This window comes from Aeromonas sp. SCS5, assembly GCF_001887375.1.
Taxonomy (GTDB): domain Bacteria; phylum Pseudomonadota; class Gammaproteobacteria; order Enterobacterales; family Aeromonadaceae; genus Aeromonas; species Aeromonas jandaei.
In genome coordinates this window covers 39,470-60,532 of record NZ_LFCS01000016.1, presented here as the reverse complement: position 1 = coordinate 60,532, position 21,063 = coordinate 39,470, and the positions used below count along the sequence as shown (strand labels likewise).

Below are 21,063 nucleotides of genomic sequence, written 5' to 3'. Positions count from 1 at the left end.
TGCCGATCTGGCGTTGACCTCCATTTTCGACGCGGGCAGTTGGCTCGATAGGGATAAGCATGCGTGATGAGGTAAGGGCTGACGCCCTGCTGGCAAGTCTGGAGCAAGAGCACAAGGGCAAGCTGAAAGTCTTTCTCGGGGCCGCCCCCGGCGTGGGCAAGACCTACGCCATGTTGCAGGCGGTGCGGGAACAGGCCAAGGAGGGGGTCGACATCCTGATCGGCGTTGTGGAGACCCACGGCCGGCAGGAGACGCTGGCCCTGCTCGACAAACTCGCCATCCAGCCGCGCAAGATCCACATGCACCGTCAGCAGCGGCTGGAGGAGATGGACCTCGACGGCCTGCTGGCACGCAAACCGGCCATCGCGGTCGTAGACGAGCTGGCCCATAGCAACGCCCCCGGCAGCCGCCACGAGAAGCGCTGGCAGGATGTGGAGGAGCTGCTCAACGCCGGTATCGACGTCTACAGCACCCTCAACGTCCAGCATCTGGAGAGCCTCAACGATCTGGTGTGGCAGCTCACCGGGGTCAGGGTCAAAGAGACCCTGCCCGATCAGGTTCTGCTCGATGCAGACAGCATTATCCTTATCGACCTCCCCCCCAAGGAGCTGCTCGGCCGCCTGCGCGAGGGGAAGGTTTATGTACCCCATCAGGCCAAGGCCGCCCTGCAATCCTTCTTCTCCCTCAACAACCTCACCGCATTGCGGGAGCTGGCGATGCAGACCGCAGCCAGCCATGTGGAGGGCGATCTGCAACTGCAATGGCAGGCGGCGGGCAAGACCACATTGCCGCTGCGGGGCAAGCTAATGGTCTGCCTCGGCAACCAGCACGGGGCTGCGCTGGTGCGCTATGGCCACCGCTTTGCCCAGCGTCGCCAGCTGCCCTGGCTGGTGGTTCACGTGGACAGCAATGGCCACAGCTCGGCCGATGTGGAGCAGGCGCTGGCGCTCGCCTCCCAGTTGGGCGCCAAGGTGCTGACCCTCTCCAGTCCGGCGGTCGCCAATACCCTGCTGGAGACTGCCGAGCAGCAGCAGGTATCGCAGCTGCTGCTCGGCAAACCGCACAAGGCACCGTGGCGTCGCTCGCTGGTGCAGCACCTGCTCAAGCAGGCACAGGGGCTGGAGATCACCCTGGTCGATACCGAGAAGCAAAAACACAGAGTGGGGATGCGCTCCCCGACACCGAAGGATATTCACCACAGCCTGCTGGCGGTGGCCATCATGGGGATCACCTCGGCCATCGCATGGGGGCTATCCTACTGGCTGCCCCCCGCAGCGTTGCCACTCATCTTCGTGCTGGGGGTGCTGGCGACTGCCCTTACCACCAGTCTGGTGCCCGCCACGCTGGCAGCTGTGCTGGGCTTTATCGCCCACAATCTGCTGTTCACCGCCCCCTACTTCTCCCTGAGCGTCGCCAACCACAGCGACCTGCTCACCCTGTTCGTGCTGCTTATCGTCGGCATGACGGCGGGGCGCCTCGCCTCCCGCCAGCGCCAGCAGCTGATCGGCTTGCGCGAGACCCAGCAGTTGGGCAATGCCCTGCTCTCCCTCAGTCAGGGGCTGGCGACCGCCAACAGTCCGGAGGAGGTGCTCAGACAAGGAGCCCAAGCCATCTCGCTGGCACTGGGCCAGCCGACCGTGGTGATCGACAAGGATTTTCACGACCGCCTCGGCAACGAGAAGCACAGACCCGGCCAGACCGACAAGGCGGCCATCGACTGGTGTCTGGCCCAGAAGCAGAGCGCCGGAGCCCACACCGCCACCCTCAATGCCGCCGAGGCGCAGTATCACCACCTCAGCGATGATCTGGTGATCGGTATAACGCTGGCCAATCCGCTCTCCTCCTCTGCCGAACATCAGCTGCAGGCGCTGCTCACCGACATTCGCGCCGCGCTGGCGCGGATCGACCTCAACGAGCGGCTGGCCGACAGCCAGCTGCAGGCGGAAACAGACCGGATGCGTGCAGCCCTGCTCTCCTCGGTCTCCCACGACTTGAAGACGCCGCTGGCTACCATCATGGGTGCCGGCAGCACCCTGCTGGAATATGGTGACCGGATCCCGCCGGATGATCGCAACGAACTGCTCCACTCGGTACAGGACGAGGCGCGCCGCCTGCACAGCTATGTGCAGAACCTGCTGGATATGACCCGTATCGGCTCCCCCGACTTCCAGTTGAAGCGGGACTGGGTCGACCTGACCGATCTGGTGGAGAGCGCCCGCAAGCGGCTCGACTCCTCCTGGCGCCAGCACAAGCTGCTGGTACACATCGATCAGCATGTGCCCCAGCTCTATGTTCATGGCGCCCTGATCGAGCAGGTGCTGGTCAACATCCTCGACAACGCCTCCCGCTACTCGCCGGCAGGCACCCCCATCGAGTTCAAGGTGATGGTGGCCGAACCCGACCTCATCATCGATATCATCGATATCGGAGTCGGTATCGCCGAGTCGGATCGGGAGAAGATCTTCAATCTCTTCTACACCCAGCCGGTGGGCGATTGCGGCAGCCGTGGCACCGGGCTTGGCCTCGCCATTTCCCGCGCTATGATAGAGGCCCACGGCGGCAAGATTTGGGCCTTCTCCGGCCCCAATGGCAACGGCACCTGCATGCGCATCTCCCTGCCGCTCGCACTCAATTCACCGGAGGTTTGATGGCGCACATTCTGGTCATAGATGATGAAGCGGCGATCCGCCGCTTTCTGCGGATCAGCCTGATCGCCGAAGGGCATCAGGTGAGCGAGGCGGTCAGCGTCACCGAGGGGTTGGAGCAATACCGCCACCTCAACCCCGATCTGGTGATCCTCGATCTCGGCCTGCCGGATGGCGATGGTATTCAGGTATTGCAGGCCATTCGCGAACACCACCCCAACCCGGTGCTGGTGCTGTCGGCCCGTGATTCGGAGCAGGAGAAGGTGCGCTTGCTGGATGCCGGTGCCAACGACTACATGAGCAAGCCGTTTGGCATCGGCGAGATGATGGCCCGCATTCGCGTGCTCTTGCGCCAGCGGGCTGGCGTCAGCAGTGGCGAGCGGCGCCACTTCCCCCAGTGTGGCCTGACGCTCGATATCAGCAGCCACAAGGTGACCATGAAGGAAGAAGAAATCCCCCTCTCCCGCAAGGAGTTCGCCCTGCTGCAGGCGCTGGTGTGCCACCCCGGCAAGCTGGTGATGCAGACCCAGCTGCTCAACGACATCTGGGGGCCGAGTCACAAAGAGGACACCCACTACCTGCGCATCGTTATCGCCAGCCTGCGCAAGAAGCTGGGGGATAACCCCCAGCAACCGACGCTTATCGAGACCGAATCAGGTATCGGCTACCGCTTTATCGGCAACTGACGTTTCACGTGGAACGGCGCCCACAGCCAAGCAGTGCCATCAGACCGCAGCTACTGAGCAACAGGCCGAGATCCTGCAATCCAGCTGCTATTGCCAACCCCAGACTGAGCAGCAGGTAGTAACCAAGCCCGAACAGGGCACCAGCACTGCCTGCCACCTCGCGATAGGCCAACAGCGCCTGACTCAGCACGTTGGGGATCGCCAGTCCGAAGGCCACCACGATTCCCATTATGGGCAGCAGGAACCAGAGGCTGGCCTGAGTCGCCCAGACCAGCAGCCCGGCAACCAGCGCCAGAGCGCAAGCCAGTCTGATCAGAGAGGACGGCAGCCACCCCCTCTCCAGCAGATGCTTGTTGAACAGGCTGCCAACCAGGGTCGCCAGCGCCAGCAAGATCCCCGAGTAACCAAACTCGCCGGTACTCAATCCCAATCCGGCAAAGAGGAACGGCGCCAGACTGTAGTAACCAAACAGCATGGTGTTGAACAGGGCCACCAGCATGGCACTGCGCCAGAGCCCGCCATCCTTCATCATCCGGCACGCCAGCGGCCAGAGTGCGACTCGCTGGGTAGTAACCGGACGGGTTTCCGGCAGTTGCCAGCAGGCAACCAACAGCAAGAGAGCCGCCAGAATCAGCAGACCGCTGAACACCCCGAGATAGCCAAACCCGCTCGCCAGCTGACCGCCACTGAGCAACCCCAGCACCGGGCTGAGTGAGAGCGCTATGCCCATCACCGAGAAGACCCGCGCCAGATCGCTGCCCTGATAACTGTCGCGCAGCATGGTCTGGGTCACCACGGATCCCACGGCGGCACCAAAGGCCGAGATGACCCGGGCCAGCAGCAGGGTTTCAAACTGGTTGGCCAGCAGCGCCAGCAGGGTGCCGACGCCATAGGTGAGCAGACCCGCCAGCATGGCGGGACGCCGCCCAATCAGATCGCAGAGCCGTCCCCAGCAGACCACGCCCACCGCAAACGCCAGAAAATAGACCGACAGGGTCTGGGATGCCTGCCCTTCGCTCACCTGAAACTGGCTGGCGATGTGGGTCAGGACCGGGCTGTAGATGGTCTCCACAATTTGGGGAAACATCATCAATCCGACCACCAGCCAGAGCGGTGGCAACTTGTTGTTCATGACAAACCTCCTTCACAAGAGGTCGCCATTCTAGAGAGATGCCAATTGTCTAATTACAATAAGCAGGACTATAAACATCAAAAATCGGACATATGGCCTTTATTCTTCCCGATCACCCTTTTGACCCTGACCAGCTGACCGGCAGTGTGATCGGCATTGCCTCCGCCCTCGGCTGGCACGACTCGGGTCTGCATCAACATCAACGCCATCAACTGCTGTTCGCCCAATCCGGCTGCATGACCATGGAGCTGGAAGGTCGGGTCTGCCTGCTGCCACCTACCCGCGCAGCCTGGCTGCCAGCAGGCACCGCACACAGGATCTTGATGCGCGGTGTCGTTGCCTACCGCTCCCTCTACTTCCAGCCGCACCCCGAGTTGCCCGGCACGGTGGAGGTACTGGCAGTCAATCCGCTGCTGCACGAACTGATCGAACGGATGGCGCTCTGGCCGTGGAACAAACCGCAAGAGCAGCAACAACGGACGGTGGCACTGTTTATGGAGGAGTTGGGGCAGGCGCCACGGGAGTCGTGGCAGTTGCCGCTGCCGACGGATCCCAGACTGGGCGACTGGCTACAGCAGTTGAAACGGGGGAATGCCCTGCCCGATCGGCTCAACCGGCTGGCCGAACGGGTGGGTGCCAGTGACAAGACCATTGGCCGCATCTTTATGCGAGAGACCGGCATGAGCTATCAGGCGTGGCGTCAGCAGTGGCGGCTGTTGCGTGCCATGGAGCTGCTGGCAGAAAGCGAGTCCATCAGCCGGATTGCCGCTGCGCTGGAGTTCTCCAGCGACAGCGCCTTTATCAGCTTCTTCAAACAACATACGGGACAGACCCCCCTGCGCTACCTCAGCTCTCGGGGTGAGTCGCCACAGCCTGGCTCGCCTCCACCACCAGGGTATCCAGCGCCAGCGGTTTGAGGTTGTGCAGCGCATCCTGCACCACGGCATGGGATGCCTGTTGCAACTCGCTCTGCACATCCAGCTCCAGCTGGGCACTCTCCAGCTCGGGCCGCGGGTTTTCGTTGGCCATCACGTTCAGGCTCAGGGCACTCACAATCAGGGTAGCGATCAGGCTTTTCATCTGGTTTTCTCCGGTATGGTTGAGATGACCAGATAGCTATTCCAATAGTTGTGCCAATCCTCATACAATTCATAACATGATGATTTTGTTTAAATTAACTATCTTGCGATACCAAATTGAGTCGCAAAATGCATCCCGCCCAGTCATTTTTAAACCAACAGTTGGTGATTTTAACCACGCTTGATTTTTGCACCATGTTCCACGTGGAACGTCCCATCATTTTGATCGACACCCGCTTTTAAACTGAGCTATGGTGCTACATCCCCGTAACTCAAATCTGGATCTGTCACTGAATGGAATTTTCCTTGTTCGGCGAGAAGTTCACTCGCCACGCCGGCATTACCCAACTCATGGATGACCTCAATCAGGGGCTGACCAATCCGGACGCCATCATGCTGGGTGGCGGCAATCCGGCCCCCATCCCCGCCATGCTGGAGCGCTTTCAGGCCGAGGCCAAAACCCTGCTCGACAACGGCGAGCTGGTCAAAGCGATGGCCAACTACGATGGCCCGCAAGGCAAAGACAGGTTCACCAGGGCGCTGGCAGCCCTGCTCAGCAAGGAGCTGGGCTGGGATATCTCGGCCCGCAATATCGCCCTGACCAACGGCAGCCAGAATGCCTTCTTCTACCTGTTCAACCTGCTGGCTGGTGAATTTGCCGATGGCAGCAAGAAGAAGGTGCTGTTCCCGCTCGCCCCCGAATACATCGGCTATGCCGACTCGGCGCTGGCCGACGACTACTTCGTGGCTTACAAGCCCACCATCGAGAAGCTGCCCGATGGCCAGTTCAAGTACCACGTGGATTTCGAGAGCCTGCAGGTGGGTGACGATATCGGGGTGATCTGCGTCTCTCGCCCCACCAACCCCACCGGCAATGTACTGACCGACGAAGAGATCGAACACCTCGATCAGATCGCCCGCGACAAGGGGATCCCGCTGCTGATCGACAACGCCTACGGCGTCCCCTTCCCGGGCATCATCTTCAGCGAAGCCAAGCCATTCTGGAACACCAACACCATCCTCTGCATGAGCCTCTCCAAGCTGGGCTTGCCGGGCACCCGCTGCGGCATCGTCATCGCCGACGAGAAGATCATCCAGGCCATCACCAACCTGAGCGGCATCATCAATCTGGCGCCGGGCAGTCTGGGACCCGCCATCACCATCCCGATGATCGAGAGCGGCGAGATCATCGCCCTCAGCGAACAGGTGGTGAAGCCCTTCTATCAGCAGAAGGCGGAGCTGGCGGTGCAGCTGCTGCGCGAAGCGATCCCCGACCCGCGCTTCCACATCCACAAGCCGGAAGGCGCCCTCTTCCTCTGGCTCTGGTTCGAGGGTTTACCGATCCACTGTCAGGAGCTGTACGAGCGATTGAAGGCGAAGAACCTGCTGATCGTGCCGGGGCACTACTTCTTCCCCGGCATTGATGACCCCGAGTGGCGCCACAGCCAGGAGTGCATCCGCCTCAACTACTCCCAAAGCGAGGAGCTGGTTCGCCGCGGCATCGCCATTCTGGCCGATGAAATAAACGCCCTCTACGCCGGCTAAGTCAGTCCGGCCAGCCAAAAACAGAAAGGCCTGCAGATGCAGGCCTTTGTTGTCTGTCGCGATCCGGTTTACTTAGCCGGGCAGCGCCAGCTGCTCGGGTTTGCCGATCGGGATGGCGCGGGGCTTGAGCGCCTCCGGCAGTTCGCGTGCCAGATCGATGGTCAGCAGACCATGCTCCAGCTTGGCGCCCTGCACTTCCACGTGCTGGCTCAGCTTGAAGGCGAGCTCGAAGTCACGCTCGGCAATCCCCTGATGGAGGAACTGACGCTCACCGGCCGCAGCCCCTTTGCGCCCCTTCACCTTGAGGGTGCCGTTTTCGGTCTCCAGCTCCAGCTCTTCGCGCTCGAAGCCAGCCACGGCGACCGTGATGCGATAGCCATCCTGATCGCGCTTCTCAATGTTGTACGGGGGGTAAGCGGCGGTCTTCTGCTCAAACAGACCTTCCAGCTCACGGGCCATCCGCTCGAAGCCGATGGCGTTGGAATAGAGATGAGAAAAATCGAGGTTACGCATAATCCTATCCTTCTAATAAGCAACAGGTTCAACTCTCCACAGGCCCGTCATCGGCACCCGGGAAATTTTAAAATTTCAGTGAATTCAGGCTATCAGCCGTTGATCTCGATCTTGCGCGGCTTCATCGCCTCAGGCACTTCACGTACCAGCTCGATGTGCAGCAAGCCGTTTTTCAGGTCGGCCCCTTTCACCCGCACATAGTCGGCCAGCTGGAAGCGGCGCTCGAAACCACGTTCGGCAATTCCCTGATAGAGATAGTTGCGCCCGGTGTCGGCCTGCTTGTTGCCCTTCACCGTCAGCAGATTTTCCTGGAAGCTCAGCTCCAGCTCTTCCTGGGTAAAGCCCGCCACCGCCATGCTGATGCGGTAGTCGTTGTCACCCAACTGCTCGATGTTGTAGGGGGGATAACCGGCATTGCCATTGCTGGCCGCAGATTCGATGAGATTGGCCAGACGATCGAAACCGATGGCAGAACGATAGAGCGGAGAAAAGTCGATAGAACGCATAGTATTACCCTCTTGTGAGCGATAACGGATTTTTTGCCCTCCTTATGGACGGGCGCCTGGTCGAAACCTCTGTCGAGCGTTCCGGCCTTGTTACCTATATAGGGGCTCACTTTTTCCTTTCAAGGGGATTTTTTCAAATTTTTTAAATGGCCGCGCCGACCTGTAGAACATCAACCTGTTGGCCCGATAGTGATGATAATCGACCCGTGGGCCACTGATGGCAACTCGCTCCGTCTCCCATAATTGGTTGCATATCCACCAGCCAACATGGAGCCATCCCATGAAGATTACCCAGGTTCGCAACGCTACCTTGCTGCTCGACTATGGCGGCACCCGCTTTCTGATCGACCCCATGCTCTCGGCCAAAGGGGTCTTCCCCGGCTTTGAGGGCACCGCCAACAGCCAGCTGCGCAATCCGCTGGTCGAGCTGCCGCTACCGATAGATGAGCTGGTCGATGTGGATGCCGTTATCATCACCCACAACCATCCCGACCACTGGGATGACGCCGCCAGAGCCCTGATCCCCAAGCATCTGCCGCTCTTGGTGCAACATCAGAAAGATGCCGATGCCATTCGTGCCAGTGGCTTTGAGGATGTACGCCTGCTGAGCGACCAGCCCGAGTTTGCCGGCATTCGCCTGCAGCAGACCGGTGGCCAGCACGGCAGCGACCAGTTGATGGCGGTACTGGGCGAGCGCATGGGAGAAGTGTGCGGTGTGGTCTTCTCCCACCCCGATGAACAGTGCCTCTATCTGGCCGGTGATACCATCTGGCATCCCCGGGTCGAGCAAGCCCTGCAACAGCATCAACCCGAGGTCATCATCCTCAACTGTGGCGATGCACAGGTGCCCGGGCTCGGTTCCATCATCATGGGCAAGGAAGATGTCGCCGCCGTTTATCAGGCCGCACCGCAGGCCACGCTGATCGCCAGCCATATGGAGGCGGTCAACCACGCCGTGCTGTCGCGCCAGGAGCTGCGCGACTATCTGGCGGAACGGGGCATGATGGATCGGGTACGGGTGCCGCAAGATGGCGAGGCGATATCGCTGTGACCCGCAGGAGGGCCATGCCAGAGATGGCCCTTCGGCTTTCACTACCGAACGCTTATGATGAGTGGTCTGCGCGCAGAGAGGAGCCAACACCATGACCACCCCGATCGTTGCCGTGGTGACCTTCGATCACTTCAGCCCTTTTCACTGCGCCGTCCCCTGCCTCATCTTCGGCGATATTCTGCCGGGCCAACCGCTGTTCGAGCTCAAGATCTGCTGCGGCGATGGCAACCCTCATTCACGCTCGGCGCAAGGCTTCACTATTCAGGCTCCCCATGGGCTGGAGGTGCTGGCCGAGGTGGAGATCATCGTTATTCCCTTCTGGCACGACCCGGCTGCACGGCCACCCGCAGCGCTGCTCGATGCCCTGATTGCCGCCAGAGCCAGAGGTGCCCGACTGGTCGGGCTCTGTCTCGGCACCTATGTGCTCGCCTACGCCGGGCTGCTCAATGGTCGCAAGGCATCGACCCACTGGGAGTACGAACAGGATTTCTGCCACCGCTTTCCCTGCGTGCAGCTCGATACCAACGCCCTCTATGTGGATGACGAGGGGCTGGTCACCTCGGCTGGCACTGCCGCCGGGTTGGACTGCTGCCTCTATCTGGTACGCCAGTACCACGGCTCGGCCATCGCCAACAAGGTGGCGCGGCGGCTGGTGATCCCGCCTCACCGAGAAGGGGGCCAAGCCCAGTTTATCGAGCAGCCGGTGCCCGCCTCCACCCGCGATGTCCGGATGAACCAGTTGCTCGATCACCTGCGTGCCCATCTGGCCGAGCCTCACACCCTGGACTCTCTGGCAGATCTCACCCTGATGAGTCGACGCACCTTTACCCGCCGTTTTCATCAGGCAACCGGCCTCTCGGTGGGTGAATGGCTGCTGGCGGAGCGGCTCAGGCGCAGTCAGGAGCTGCTGGAGGTAAGCGGCCATTCCATTGATCGCATTGCCGAGATTGTCGGCTTCAAAAGTGCCACCTCCCTGCGTAATCACTTCCGCGCCCGCTTTGCCATCTCTCCAAGCGAGTGGCGACGATCTTTTCGCGGCAACAATGTCTGATGACATCCTCTATACCCGTTCACTCCGCTATGGCAGGCTAACCAGAGATCCCGAGGAGTCATCCCATGTCCCGTTCCGAACGCCTGCTGGCCCTGCTCCAGCTGCTGCGCGGCCACCGTTACGCCATCACAGGCGCGGAACTGGCCAGCAAGCTTGGCATCAGCCTGCGCACCCTCTATCGGGATATCGCCACCCTGCAGGCGCAAGGTGCCCATATCGAGGGTGAACCAGGGATCGGCTATGTGCTGCGTCCCGGCTTCATACTGCCGCCATTGATGTTCAATGAAGAGGAGCTGGATGCACTGGTGCTGGGGTCACGTTGGGTCGTCGCCCACGGTGACGGATCCTTGAGTGCATCGGCCAGCAGTGCGCTGGCCAAGATAGAAGCCGTGCTGCCCGCCGACTATCGCCAGCAGCTCCAGAGCAATGCCCTGCTGATCGGCACCTCCCGCAGCAACAGCCTCACCGATGAAGCCCCGCTGCGCAGTGCCATCCGCCAGCAACGCAAGGTGATCCTGGGCTATCGCGACCTCAAGGATGAGGCCTCTGAGCGCACCGTCTGGCCCTTTGCCCTCGGCTACTTCGAACAGGTACGGGTACTGGTGGCCTGGTGCGAACTGCGTCAGGGCTTTCGCCACTTTCGGGTTGATCGCATCACCCGGATGCAACCGCAAGATTGCCGCTATCCCAAAAGCAGAGAGAGCCTGCTGAAGGAGTGGCGCGCCACCCAGCAGATCCCGCAGCCGAAATTCATTGCTGACAGAAACTGACAGCAGGTAGCGCCATGCTGACGGGGTCGGCGCCGATGTGCCATCTCATCAGCAAGGAGCATCACCATGTTAGTCCCCCAGTTCACCATCCTCTACGTTGCCAATCCGACCCGCAGCGCGCTCTTCTACCGCGAGTTGTTCGGTCGCCAGCCGGTGGAGGAGTCACCTACCTTTGCCATGTTCGTGTTCGAATCGGGCGCCAGACTGGCACTCTGGTCCAGCGCCACAGTCGAGCCCGCAGTAACCCAAACGGCCGGAGCGATGGAGCTGGCCTTCACCCTCCCCGATGATGATGCCGTCGATCGCCTGTCTGCCGAGTGGCTGGCGCGCGGGCTCACCCTGATCCAGGCGCCGACCAAGATGGAGTTTGGCTACACCTGCATGGCCCTCGATCCGGATGGCCATCGTCTGCGCCTCTACTGCCCGGCACCTGAGCTGGGGTAAATCCGGTTCAATGTTCCACGTGGAACGTGCCCATCCCATTGGCTGTGTTATCATCTGCGCGCATCATTTTATGGATAAACAATGACCACTCGACATAATCCACTCAAACTGTATCAGCCAGAGAACTGCACAGCCGATGAACTGAGCGAGAAGCAGTTGGCACTTTTTGCCCTGCTGCAACTGCGTGAGCAGGAGTTTGGCTTCAACCCCAACGTCATCGTCCACTACCCGGAAGCCAGCTTTCTCGGTACTCCGCTCGATTATCTGGATCAGCTGATCGATGAACAACGGCAGCAGGGCCACCTCATCAATGAGGTGGTGATACTCACCACGTATCAGGAGCTCTATTCCCCTCTCACTCAAAGCGGTTATCAGACCGAAGCCGTTCATATGCCCGCAGGCCCGGATCACACTGCAATCTTCAGAGCGCATTGCGGTTCTCAGCCAGCAGGCAAAACCCTCTACATCGAAGCCGTCAATGAGCAGGATCCCAAAATCCGGCCGACCTTTGTTTTGATGCTGCATGATGAGAATGGTGAACTGCAGGGAGGCATGTCCGGGTCTATCTACTCCACAGACAATCGGCGATTCGCCTATATCGGCACTGTGGTGGTGCAACCGGGGCAACCCGCAGGAACCGGCACCCTGCTCGCCAATACCGTGCTGGAGTACCTGACGCAGCAAGGGGTTTACGAGGTCAATCTCGGTACCCAGACCGCCGAGCCTTTCTATACCAAGCTGGGGTTCAGGGTCATCCACCACATAGTGCCAGCGTTGCGTCACCGCACGGCTAGCGATGGTGCCGAGCTCCCACACAATCTGGTCATCATGAGCAAAATGCTCTGATAAAGCAGACTGCAGATGTAAAAAAGCCGCTCTTGTGAGCGGCTTTTTACTGCAACCAGCGAGTCTGATTAGACGTCGAGGTTGGCTACGCGCAGGGCGTTGGTCTCGATAAAGTCGCGACGCGGCTCTACTGCATCACCCATCAGGGTGGAGAAGAGCTGGTCGGCACCGACGGCATCATCGATGGTGACGCGCAGCATGCGACGGGCTTCCGGATCCATGGTGGTTTCCCACAACTGGTCCGGGTTCATCTCGCCCAGCCCTTTATAGCGCTGGATGTAGATGCCACGTTTGCCTTCGCCCATCAGCCACTCGACCGCTTCGACGAAGCTGGAGACCGGCTTCACCTTCTCGCCACGCTTGATGTAACCGCCTTCCTCGATCAGGTTGGCGATCTCCTTGCCCAGCGAGACCAACTGACGGTACTCGGAGGATTGCAGGAAGTCGTAGCTGATCGGATATTCGCGGTCGACACCGTGCTGACGTACCACGGCATGCGGCACGAAGAGGCGGCGCTCTTCATCGCGGCGAACCTGCATCTGGTACTGGATGCCCTGGTTGCTCTCGTTGAGCACGGCTTCCATACCCTGACACCAGGCCAGCAGATCGCTCTCGCTGTTCAGCAGCGCTTCGTTCAGCTCCGGCTGATAGATCAGCTGGGTCAGAACCGCTTCCGGTGCACGGCGAGACATGCGGGTGATCAGGTGAGTCACCGAGCGGTGCTGGTTGACCAGACGCTCCAGAGCCTCGCCACCAATGGCCGGGGCAGACTCATTGACGTGCAGGGTCGCACCATCCAGCGCCATGGCGGTCTGGTACTGCAGCAGCGCATCTTCGTCTTTCAGATACTGTTCCTGCTTGCCCTTCTTCACCTTGTAGAGCGGCGGCTGGGCAATATAGACGTAGCCACGCTCGATGATTTCCGGCATCTGACGATAGAAGAAGGTCAGCAGCAGGGTTCGGATGTGCGCACCATCGACGTCCGCATCGGTCATGATGATGATGTTGTGATAACGCAGCTTGTCCGGGTTGTACTCGTCGCGACCGATACCGCAACCCAGTGCGGTGATCAGGGTGCCTACCTCTTGTGAGGAGATCATCTTGTCGAAACGGGCCTTCTCTACGTTCAGGATCTTGCCCTTGAGCGGCAGGATGGCCTGGTTCTTCCGGTTGCGACCCTGCTTGGCGGAACCGCCAGCAGAGTCCCCTTCCACTATGTAGAGTTCGGAGAGTGCCGGGTCTTTTTCCTGACAGTCAGCCAGCTTGCCGGGCAGACCGGCGATATCCAGCGCGCCTTTGCGGCGGGTCAGCTCGCGGGCCTTGCGGGCCGCTTCACGGGCACGGGCCGCATCGATGATCTTGTTGACCACGATCTTGGCATCGCCCGGGTTTTCCAGCAGGAAGTCGGCCAGCTTCTCACCCATCGCCTGCTCGACAGCAGTCTTCACTTCGGAAGAGACCAGCTTGTCCTTGGTCTGGGAGGAGAACTTGGGATCCGGCACCTTGACGGAGATAACGGCAATCAGACCTTCACGCACGTCATCACCGCTGGCGGCAGATTTGGCCTTCTTGCTGTAGTCCTCTTTCTCCATGTAGGAGTTGAGGGTACGGGTCAGCGCGGTACGGAAACCAACGAGGTGAGTACCACCATCGCGCTGCGGAATGTTGTTGGTGAAGCAGTAGACCCCTTCCTGATAGGCGTCGTTCCACTGCATGGCGACTTCCACACCGATGCCATCCTGTTCGGTGGTGAAGTGGAACACCTTCGGATGGATCGGGGTTTTGTTCTGGTTCAGGTACTCAACGAACGCCTTGATACCGCCTTCGTAGCAGAAGTGCGCCTCGCGGCCATCACGCTCATCCATCAGACGGATGGAAACACCGGAGTTGAGGAAGGAGAGTTCGCGCAGACGCTTGGCCAGGATCTCGTAGTGAAACAGGGTGTCGCTGAAGATGGTCGGGCTCGGCCAGAAGCGAACTTCGGTCCCGGTGCCAGTGCTGTCACCGATCTGCTTGAGCGGAGCCTGCGGCTCACCCAGATGATAGGTCTGTTCGTAGACGTGGCCGTTACGACGAATGGTCAGCAGCAGCTTGTCAGAGAGCGCGTTAACAACGGAGACGCCGACGCCGTGCAGACCACCGGAAACCTTGTAGGAGTTGTCATCGAACTTACCGCCAGCGTGCAGTACGGTCATGATGACTTCGGCAGCGGAGCGGCCCTCTTCCGGGTGAATATCGACCGGAATACCACGGCCGTTATCGCGCACGGAGACGGAGCCATCGGAATGGATCTTGACCTGAATATCGGAGCAGTAGCCAGCGAGCGCCTCGTCAATGGAGTTATCGACGACTTCGAACACCATGTGGTGCAGACCCGAGCCATCATCCGTATCGCCGATATACATCCCCGGGCGCTTGCGGACCGCATCCAGGCCCTTCAGCACCTTGATATTCGAGGAGTCGTAAGTATTTTCACTCATAGCTTACTCTCTGCCTTCTCTAACGTTTCGGAGATCTTGCCTTGTTCCACGTGGAACAACTTGCAGTCATTCGCATCCATCATGTCTGCGAGCTGACCGGTATCGATGGCGGTGATAAACACCTGGGACGCGCACTGCTTCAGCCTTGCGGCCAGGAGGCGACGCTTCTCGACATCCAGTTCAGAGGCAAAATCGTCAATTAAAAAAATACAGCCACGGCTGCTATGTTGATTCAAATAGAGCCCTTGGGCCAAGCGCATGGCACAAACCAGCAGCTTGAGCTGACCCCGGGACAAAATATCCTGAGCAGGCACCCCGTTCGCCTTGAGGCGCACATCGGCTTTCTGCGGACCGACACCGGTGTAGCCCAGCGCCCGATCCCGCTCAAACCCCGCCTCCAGCAGTTCGTTGAGGGGGGTATCTTTCTCCCAGCCCCGGTAAAAACCAAGACTGATATCGAATTCCGGCAGAAAATCCGCCGTCATCTCCTTGATCAGGGGCGTAATGGCCTGACAATAACTGGCGCGAAAGCCTGCCAGTTCACCACCCAGCCGCACCAACTCCTGATCCCAGAACGCCAGCTGACGATATTGGGTGCTCTGGCGCAGCAGAGCATTGCGCTGTTTCAGCAGCCGCCGCACCCGCCCCCACAGGGCAAAGAAGGTGGGCTCCTGATGAAATACCCCCCAATCGAGCCAGGCCCGACGAGCCTGCGGCCCCCCGGTCAACAGATTGAAGCCATCCGGATGGATGAGTTGCACCGGCAGCAGTTCGGCCAGATCGGCCAATCGCTGCGCCTGTGCTCCGGCAATCTTGAGCTGGGTCTCGCCACTCTTGTCCTTGGCAAGACCGATAGGCACCTGACGCCCATCCAGTTCGCACTGGGCAAACAGGGTAAACGCCCTCTCCCCCTGACGGATAACCCGCCCGGTCAGATGAGTGCGAAAGGAGCGCCCCAGACCAAGGTAGTGAATGGCTTCCAGCACGCTGGTCTTGCCGCTGCCATTGCACCCGACCAGAATATTGAGGCCGGGTGACAACGCGAGACTGGCTTGCTGGATATTGCGAAAGTCGCTGAGCTGGAGTTTGACCAGAGACACGACTAGATCCGCATCGGCATTACCACGTACTGAGCATCCTGATTTTCAAAATCCTCAATAATGGCGCTGCTGACGGAATCGCTCAGGCTAACCCGGATTTGCTCACATTTTAACGTATTCAGCACGTCCAGCACATAAGAGACGTTGAATCCGATCTCCATCTCGCCAGCAGCGTATTGTACGTCAAGCAGCTCTTCCGCTTCTTCCTGTTCCGGGTTGTTGGCGGTGATGCGCAGCAGGTTTTCCTGCAGATTGAGACGCACCCCACGGAATTTTTCGTTGGAGAGGATCGCTGCGCGGGCAAACGCCTGACGCAGATCCTCGCGACCAGCGATCAGGGCCTTGTCGCTGTTGCGCGGAATGACCCGGCGCCAGTCCGGGAAACGGCCATCCACCAGCTTGGAGGTAAAGATGAAGCCGTCGAGAGCGGCGCGCAGGTTGCTGCGACCGATCTGCAGCCGTACCGGCTTGTCTTCCGCTTCCAGCAGACGCACCAGCTCCAGCACCCCTTTGCGCGGCAGGATAACCTGATGATCGGGCAGCGATTCCCCCACAACCTCGCGGCGGCAGGTGGCCAGACGGTGACCGTCGGTCGCCACGGTACGCAGACCGTGACCTTCGCTTTCGAACAGCATGCCGTTCAGGTAGTAACGCACATCCTGGCTGGCCATGGAGAACTGGGTCGCATCGATCAGCTTCTTCAGCTCCAGCTGGCTGATATCGAACTCGAGCACGGATTCCCAATCCTCGATGTTCGGATACTCGGTCGCCGGCAGGGTCGACAGATTGAAACGGGAACGGCCGGAACGGATGATCAGGCGATCGCCTTCGGTATTGAGGCGGATTTCAGCGCTTTCCGGCAGACCACGGCAGATATCCAGCAACTTGCGCGCCGGCACAGTGGTGCGGCCATCTTCACTGGTACCATTCAGATAGACCTGACCGATCATCTCTACTTCGAGATCGGTGCCGGTCAGCGACAGCAGACCGTTGCTGACATCAAGCAGCACGTTGCCGAGGATCGGCAGGGTCGGTCGGCCACCCAGGGCACCGGACACCAGTTGCAGAGGACGTAACAGGGCCTCACGGCTAATTTCGAGCTGCATCTGTGCTCTCCGTTATCAGGAAGAAAGGGTACGGATCAGGTTGGAGTAGTCCTCCTTGATGTCGTGACTCTCCTCCTTCAGCTGCTCGATCTTGCGGCAGGCATGAAGAACGGTGGTATGGTCACGGCCACCAAAGGCATCACCTATCTCCGGCAAACTGTGATTGGTCAGCTCCTTGGCCAGAGCCATCGCCAGCTGGCGCGGGCGGGCCACGGAGCGGGAACGACGCTTGGAGAGCAGATCCGCAAGCTTGATCTTGTAGTACTCCGCCACCGTCTTCTGGATATTGTCGATGGTGACCAGCTTCTCCTGCAACGCCAGCAGATCGCGCAGCGCTTCGCGTACGAAGTCGATGTTGATGGCGCGACCGGTAAAGTTGGCGTTGGCGATCACCCGGTTGAGGGCCCCTTCCAGTTCACGGACGTTGGAACGCAGCCGTTTGGCAATGAAGAAGGCCACTTCGTCCGGCAGGTGGATCTGGTTCTCGTCCGCCTTGCGCATCAGGATGGCGACGCGGGTCTCCAGCTCAGGCGGCTCGATCGCCACGGTCAGGCCCCAGCCAAAGCGGGACTTGAGGCGATCCTCGACACCGTTGATCTCTTTCGGATAGCGATCCGAGGTGAGGATGATCTGCTGGTTGCCTTCGAGCAAAGCGTTGAAGGTATGGAAGAACTCCTCCTGGGAGCGCTCCTTGTTGGCGAAGAACTGAATGTCATCGATGAGCAGGGCATCGACGCTGCGGTAGTAACGCTTGAACTCTTCAATAGCGTTGTTTTGCAGCGCTTTCACCATGTCCTGCACGAACCGCTCGGAGTGCATATAGATGACTTTCGCATCTTTTTTGCTCTCCTTGATGGCATTGCCAACGGCGTGCAGCAGGTGGGTTTTACCCAAACCGGTACCGCCATAGAGGAACAGCGGGTTGTAAGCGCCACCCGGATTGTCCGCCACCTGACGGGCCGCAGCACGAGCCAACTGGTTGGACTTACCCTCGACGAAATTCTCGAAGGTATAGTTCACGTTGGTGTTGCTCTTGTGGTTCGGCTCGGGTTTGGTTTCGGGCTTGCTTTCCCAGCTCTTCTGCAAGTTATTCACAGGAGCAGCACCCTGCGCCGGCGCTCTGCTTGCAGCGACGGTGACGGGGTGGGGGCGATTGCCAATATCAAAACGCAGGGCGGGGCCATCGACCCCGCAAAGTTCGTTAATGATGCCGTTCACCCGGATGAGGTACTTGTCTCGTACCCAGTCCAGAACGAAGCGATTCGGTGCATACAGGGTCAGAGTATTGTCACTCAACTCCGCTTGAAGCGGCCGGATCCACATGCTGAATTCTGCCGAGGGCAACTCATCTTGCAGCCGGTTAAGGCACTGCTGCCATAGCGAAGCAGTCACTCTAAACTCCTGTCGATTGATTAACTAAAGACCGGCTATTCTACGTTTTTAGCCGCCGGATCTCCAGCCGTGACCCCGCGGATCCAGCAAATAAGATCCTTGACTTTCAAGGATCCAGCGCCTCCGGATCATCTTTCATCCCCAAAGTTACCCACAGCTTGATCCACTGCTGCAACTGGCGGATCTCATGCTGCACTCCTGTTATTTCATATAACCAAATGTCATTTATTTTTTAAATTTTATTCCAATAACATCAGCGCCAAAGCAGTTATTACAACTACAAATACAAGACATTTAGAGAGAGAAACCCCATGAAAACTTCCATCAAGCTTATTTCCGGCGCAGCCATCCTGTTGGCTACCCTGTCTGGTCAGGCCATCGCCCAGGAGACCATCAAGGTCGGTATGTCCGGAAAGTACTTCCCGTTCACTTTCGTCAAGCAGGACAAGCTGCAGGGCTTTGAAGTGGATATGTGGAACCAGATCGGCGAGCGCACCGGCTACAAGGTCGAGTTCGTGACCGCCAGCTTCTCCGGCCTGTTCGGCATGCTGGAAACCGGCCGTGTCGATACCATCTCCAACCAGATCACCATCACTGACGAGCGCAAGGCGAAGTACGACTTCTCCCAGCCCTACGTCTATGACGGCGCCCAGATCGTGGTCCGTCAGGGCAACAACACCATCCACGGCATCAAGGATCTGGAAGGCAAGAAGGTCGCGGTCAATCTGGGCTCCAACTTTGAAGAGCTGCTGCGCAAGAACGATCCGAACCACAAGATCGATATCCGCACCTATGACTCCGCCTTCGAGCAGGATGTCGCGCTGGGCCGCATCGACGCCTTCGTGATGGACCGCGTCTCCACCGCCCAGCTGATCAAGGAGTCCAAGCTGCCGCTGCAACAGGCTGGCGCACCGTTCGAAACCATCGAGAACGCCCTGCCCTTCCTGAAGACCCCGGAGAAGCAGGCGCTGCTGAAGAAGGTCGATGAGGCTCTGGCCGCCATGCGCAAGGATGGCTCCCTGCGTCAAATCTCCGAGAAATGGTTCGCGTCCGACATCACCGACAAATAAATGATGCACTTCGATATCGAGTACACCCTGGGGCTGTTTCCCATCCTGCTCAAATATCTGGGCACCACGATGGAGATGGCCCTGTGGGGATTCGCGTTGGCACTCGTACTGTCGCTGGCCCTGGCGATAGTACGGGTCTTTCGCATCCCCGTGATCCACTGGTTGGCGATGCTATATATCTCGTTCTTTCGGGGTACACCGCTGCTCGTCCAGCTGTTTCTGCTCTATTACGGGCTGCCACAACTGTTCCACGTATTTTCCGGGATGGATGCCTTTACCGCCGCCATCATAGGTCTGACCCTCCACTTTGCCGCCTACATGGCCGAGTCGATCAGAGCGTCGATCCTGGGTATCCACAAAAGCCAGATGGAGGCGGCGCTCAGCATCGGCATGAGCCGGCTGCAGGCGATGCAGCGGATCATTCTGCCGCAGGCAGCACGCATCGCCACTCCGTCGCTGATGAACTACTTCATCGACATGATCAAGAGCACCTCGCTGGCCTTTACCCTCGGTGTGGCCGAGATCATGGGCAAGGCGCAGATGGAAGCCTCCTCCTCCTTCAAGTTCTTCGAGAGCTTTATGGCGGTGGCGCTTATCTACTGGGTGGTGGTCATCTTCTTCACCCGCTTGCAGCATCTGCTGGAAGTACACCTCAACCGTGCCTATTAAAGGAGGGCTCTCATGATCAAGCTAACCGGCCTCTCCAAGGCATATCACGGCAATCAGGTGCTCAACGGCATCGATCTGGAGGTAAAGAAGGGGGAGATAGTGGTCATTATCGGCCCCTCCGGCACCGGCAAGTCGACTCTGCTGCGCTGCCTGAACCTGCTGGAGACCCCGGATGCGGGTTCGCTTGCCATCGACGATCTGCAGCTCAATCTGGCAAATGCCAGCGAGCAGCAGGCCATCGAGCTGCGCAAGCGCGCCTCCTTCGTGTTCCAGAACTACGCCCTGTTTGCCAACAAGACGGCACAAGACAACATCGCCGAAGGGCTGATCACCGTCTGGAAACAACCAAAGGCGGAAGCCCGTGCTACCGCCCTCGGCATCCTTGAGGATATAGGTCTTGCCGACAAGAAGGACGCCTATCCGGCCTCCCTCTCCGGCGGCCAGCAGCAGCGGGTCGGCATCGGTCGGGCTATGGCGGCCCACTCCAAGGTGATCCTGTTTGACGAACCCACCTCGGCGCTCGATCCGGAGTGGGTCGATGAAGTGCTCGGGCTGATGAAAAAGCTGGCTAGCCAGCACCAGACCATGGTGGTGGTGACCCACGAGATTGAATTCGCAAGGGATGTGGCCGATCGGGTGATCTTCATGGAAGGTGGCCGGATCGTGGAGCAGGGCCCGCCGGATCAGATATTGGTCGATCCCAAGGATCCCCGTACCCGGGAGTTCTTGCGGAAAGTGCTGAAATAGCTCTCTCTTTGGCGGCCTGGCCGCCTTTTTTATTGAGGGATCCCTTGTTTAACACCGGGTTGCCAGTATAATCCGGAGCCCTCGATCCTCTGGATCCTCACGCTCGGCAGTGGCCTTTTCAAGACCACCGTTGGATGAGAGGGAACGGCGGATTGACTAAAAGCCGAACTCTGTTTAGAATTCGGCCTCTTTTGCTAGTCGTCACACGCTATAGCTGGCGCGTCGGCTAAG

At 59.4% G+C, this 21,063-nt stretch carries 20 protein-coding genes; 12 read left to right on the top strand and 8 right to left on the bottom strand.

The features are described 5' to 3' along the window. Positions 1–59: 59 nt before the first annotated feature. Together BS300_RS18620 and BS300_RS18615 are read left to right on the top strand one after the other, a co-directional pair. Entirely contained in the window at positions 60–2,648 is a 2,589-nt protein-coding gene (locus BS300_RS18620) for a sensor histidine kinase KdpD (protein WP_033115266.1), read from the top strand. Then, positions 2,648–3,331, top strand: coding sequence for a response regulator (locus BS300_RS18615; protein WP_033115265.1), 684 nt, complete (start codon positions 2,648–2,650; stop codon positions 3,329–3,331). Before BS300_RS18620 ends, BS300_RS18615 begins: the two co-directional genes overlap by 1 nt. 4 nt (positions 3,332–3,335) lie before the next feature. Here the strand turns inward: BS300_RS18615 and BS300_RS18610 are convergent, their stop codons facing one another. Further along, the gene (locus BS300_RS18610; protein ID WP_071914550.1) at positions 3,336–4,463 is read right to left on the bottom strand and encodes a multidrug effflux MFS transporter; all 1,128 of its coding nucleotides are present in this window, start codon (positions 4,461–4,463) and stop codon (positions 3,336–3,338) included. A 92-nt stretch (positions 4,464–4,555) separates the two neighbouring features. Here BS300_RS18610 and BS300_RS18605 point away from each other — a divergent pair, with 92 nt between their 5' ends. Then, positions 4,556–5,380, top strand: coding sequence for a helix-turn-helix transcriptional regulator (locus tag BS300_RS18605; RefSeq protein WP_071914548.1), 825 nt, complete (start codon positions 4,556–4,558; stop codon positions 5,378–5,380). Here BS300_RS18605 and BS300_RS18600 read toward each other — a convergent pair. Beyond that, the gene (locus tag BS300_RS18600; protein ID WP_058056555.1) at positions 5,310–5,543 is read right to left on the bottom strand and encodes a hypothetical protein; all 234 of its coding nucleotides are present in this window, start codon (positions 5,541–5,543) and stop codon (positions 5,310–5,312) included. The two genes, BS300_RS18605 and BS300_RS18600, sit on opposite strands and share 71 nt — an antisense overlap. Before the next feature lie 293 nt (positions 5,544–5,836). Here BS300_RS18600 and BS300_RS18595 point away from each other — a divergent pair, with 293 nt between their 5' ends. Then, positions 5,837–7,087: a valine--pyruvate transaminase gene (locus tag BS300_RS18595; protein WP_071914546.1), complete on the top strand. Its 1,251-nt coding sequence runs from the start codon at positions 5,837–5,839 to the stop codon at positions 7,085–7,087. Between the two features lie 72 nt (positions 7,088–7,159). On the opposite strand, the gene BS300_RS18590 is transcribed toward BS300_RS18595, so the two are convergent. Continuing rightward, positions 7,160–7,600, bottom strand: coding sequence for an Hsp20 family protein (locus BS300_RS18590; protein WP_071914544.1), 441 nt, complete (start codon positions 7,598–7,600; stop codon positions 7,160–7,162). A gap of 92 nt (positions 7,601–7,692) precedes the next feature. Then, the gene (locus BS300_RS18585) at positions 7,693–8,106 is read right to left on the bottom strand and encodes an Hsp20 family protein (protein WP_005339298.1); all 414 of its coding nucleotides are present in this window, start codon (positions 8,104–8,106) and stop codon (positions 7,693–7,695) included. A 280-nt stretch (positions 8,107–8,386) separates the two neighbouring features. On the opposite strand from BS300_RS18585, the gene BS300_RS18580 reads away from it, so the two are divergent. From BS300_RS18580 to BS300_RS18560, 5 genes are all read left to right on the top strand, one after another. After that, the gene (locus BS300_RS18580) at positions 8,387–9,157 is read left to right on the top strand and encodes an MBL fold metallo-hydrolase (RefSeq protein WP_071914542.1); all 771 of its coding nucleotides are present in this window, start codon (positions 8,387–8,389) and stop codon (positions 9,155–9,157) included. Positions 9,158–9,248: 91 nt separating this feature from the next. Next, the gene (locus BS300_RS18575) at positions 9,249–10,208 is read left to right on the top strand and encodes a helix-turn-helix domain-containing protein (RefSeq protein WP_071914539.1); all 960 of its coding nucleotides are present in this window, start codon (positions 9,249–9,251) and stop codon (positions 10,206–10,208) included. A 65-nt stretch (positions 10,209–10,273) separates the two neighbouring features. Further along, positions 10,274–10,978, top strand: a complete 705-nt coding sequence (locus BS300_RS18570; protein WP_071914536.1) for a YafY family protein — start codon at positions 10,274–10,276, stop codon at positions 10,976–10,978. A gap of 66 nt (positions 10,979–11,044) precedes the next feature. After that, the gene (locus tag BS300_RS18565) at positions 11,045–11,422 is read left to right on the top strand and encodes a VOC family protein (RefSeq protein WP_071914534.1); all 378 of its coding nucleotides are present in this window, start codon (positions 11,045–11,047) and stop codon (positions 11,420–11,422) included. 81 nt (positions 11,423–11,503) lie between these two features. Further along, positions 11,504–12,268 carry a GNAT family N-acetyltransferase gene (locus tag BS300_RS18560; RefSeq protein WP_071914530.1) on the top strand — a complete coding sequence of 255 codons (765 nt, stop codon included), beginning with the start codon at positions 11,504–11,506 and terminating at the stop codon, positions 12,266–12,268. 68 nt (positions 12,269–12,336) lie between these two features. Here the strand turns inward: BS300_RS18560 and gyrB are convergent, their stop codons facing one another. Genes gyrB through dnaA form a run of 4 tightly spaced genes read right to left on the bottom strand, consistent with a single transcriptional unit; the run spans position 12,337 to position 18,346 of the window. Continuing rightward, positions 12,337–14,748, bottom strand: a complete 2,412-nt coding sequence (gene gyrB, locus BS300_RS18555; RefSeq protein ID WP_042031093.1) for a DNA topoisomerase (ATP-hydrolyzing) subunit B — start codon at positions 14,746–14,748, stop codon at positions 12,337–12,339. Next, entirely contained in the window at positions 14,745–15,848 is a 1,104-nt protein-coding gene (gene recF / locus BS300_RS18550) for a DNA replication/repair protein RecF (RefSeq protein WP_033115255.1), read from the bottom strand. The genes gyrB and recF overlap by 4 nt, the downstream gene beginning before the upstream one ends. 2 nt (positions 15,849–15,850) lie before the next feature. Continuing rightward, entirely contained in the window at positions 15,851–16,954 is a 1,104-nt protein-coding gene (gene dnaN / locus BS300_RS18545; protein WP_071914528.1) for a DNA polymerase III subunit beta, read from the bottom strand. A gap of 15 nt (positions 16,955–16,969) precedes the next feature. Then, positions 16,970–18,346, bottom strand: a complete 1,377-nt coding sequence (dnaA, locus tag BS300_RS18540; RefSeq protein ID WP_033115253.1) for a chromosomal replication initiator protein DnaA — start codon at positions 18,344–18,346, stop codon at positions 16,970–16,972. A gap of 311 nt (positions 18,347–18,657) precedes the next feature. Between dnaA and BS300_RS18535 the strand changes: the two genes are divergently transcribed. From BS300_RS18535 to BS300_RS18525, 3 genes are read left to right on the top strand one after another with little or no spacing between them, the layout of a single operon-like run. Further along, a complete protein-coding gene (locus BS300_RS18535) occupies positions 18,658–19,416 on the top strand; it encodes an amino acid ABC transporter substrate-binding protein (protein ID WP_071914526.1) in 759 nt (252 codons plus the stop codon). Then, the gene (locus BS300_RS18530) at positions 19,417–20,085 is read left to right on the top strand and encodes an amino acid ABC transporter permease (RefSeq protein ID WP_124242552.1); all 669 of its coding nucleotides are present in this window, start codon (positions 19,417–19,419) and stop codon (positions 20,083–20,085) included. Between the two features lie 12 nt (positions 20,086–20,097). Continuing rightward, positions 20,098–20,832, top strand: coding sequence for an amino acid ABC transporter ATP-binding protein (locus tag BS300_RS18525; RefSeq protein ID WP_071914524.1), 735 nt, complete (start codon positions 20,098–20,100; stop codon positions 20,830–20,832). Positions 20,833–21,063: the final 231 nt, after the last annotated feature.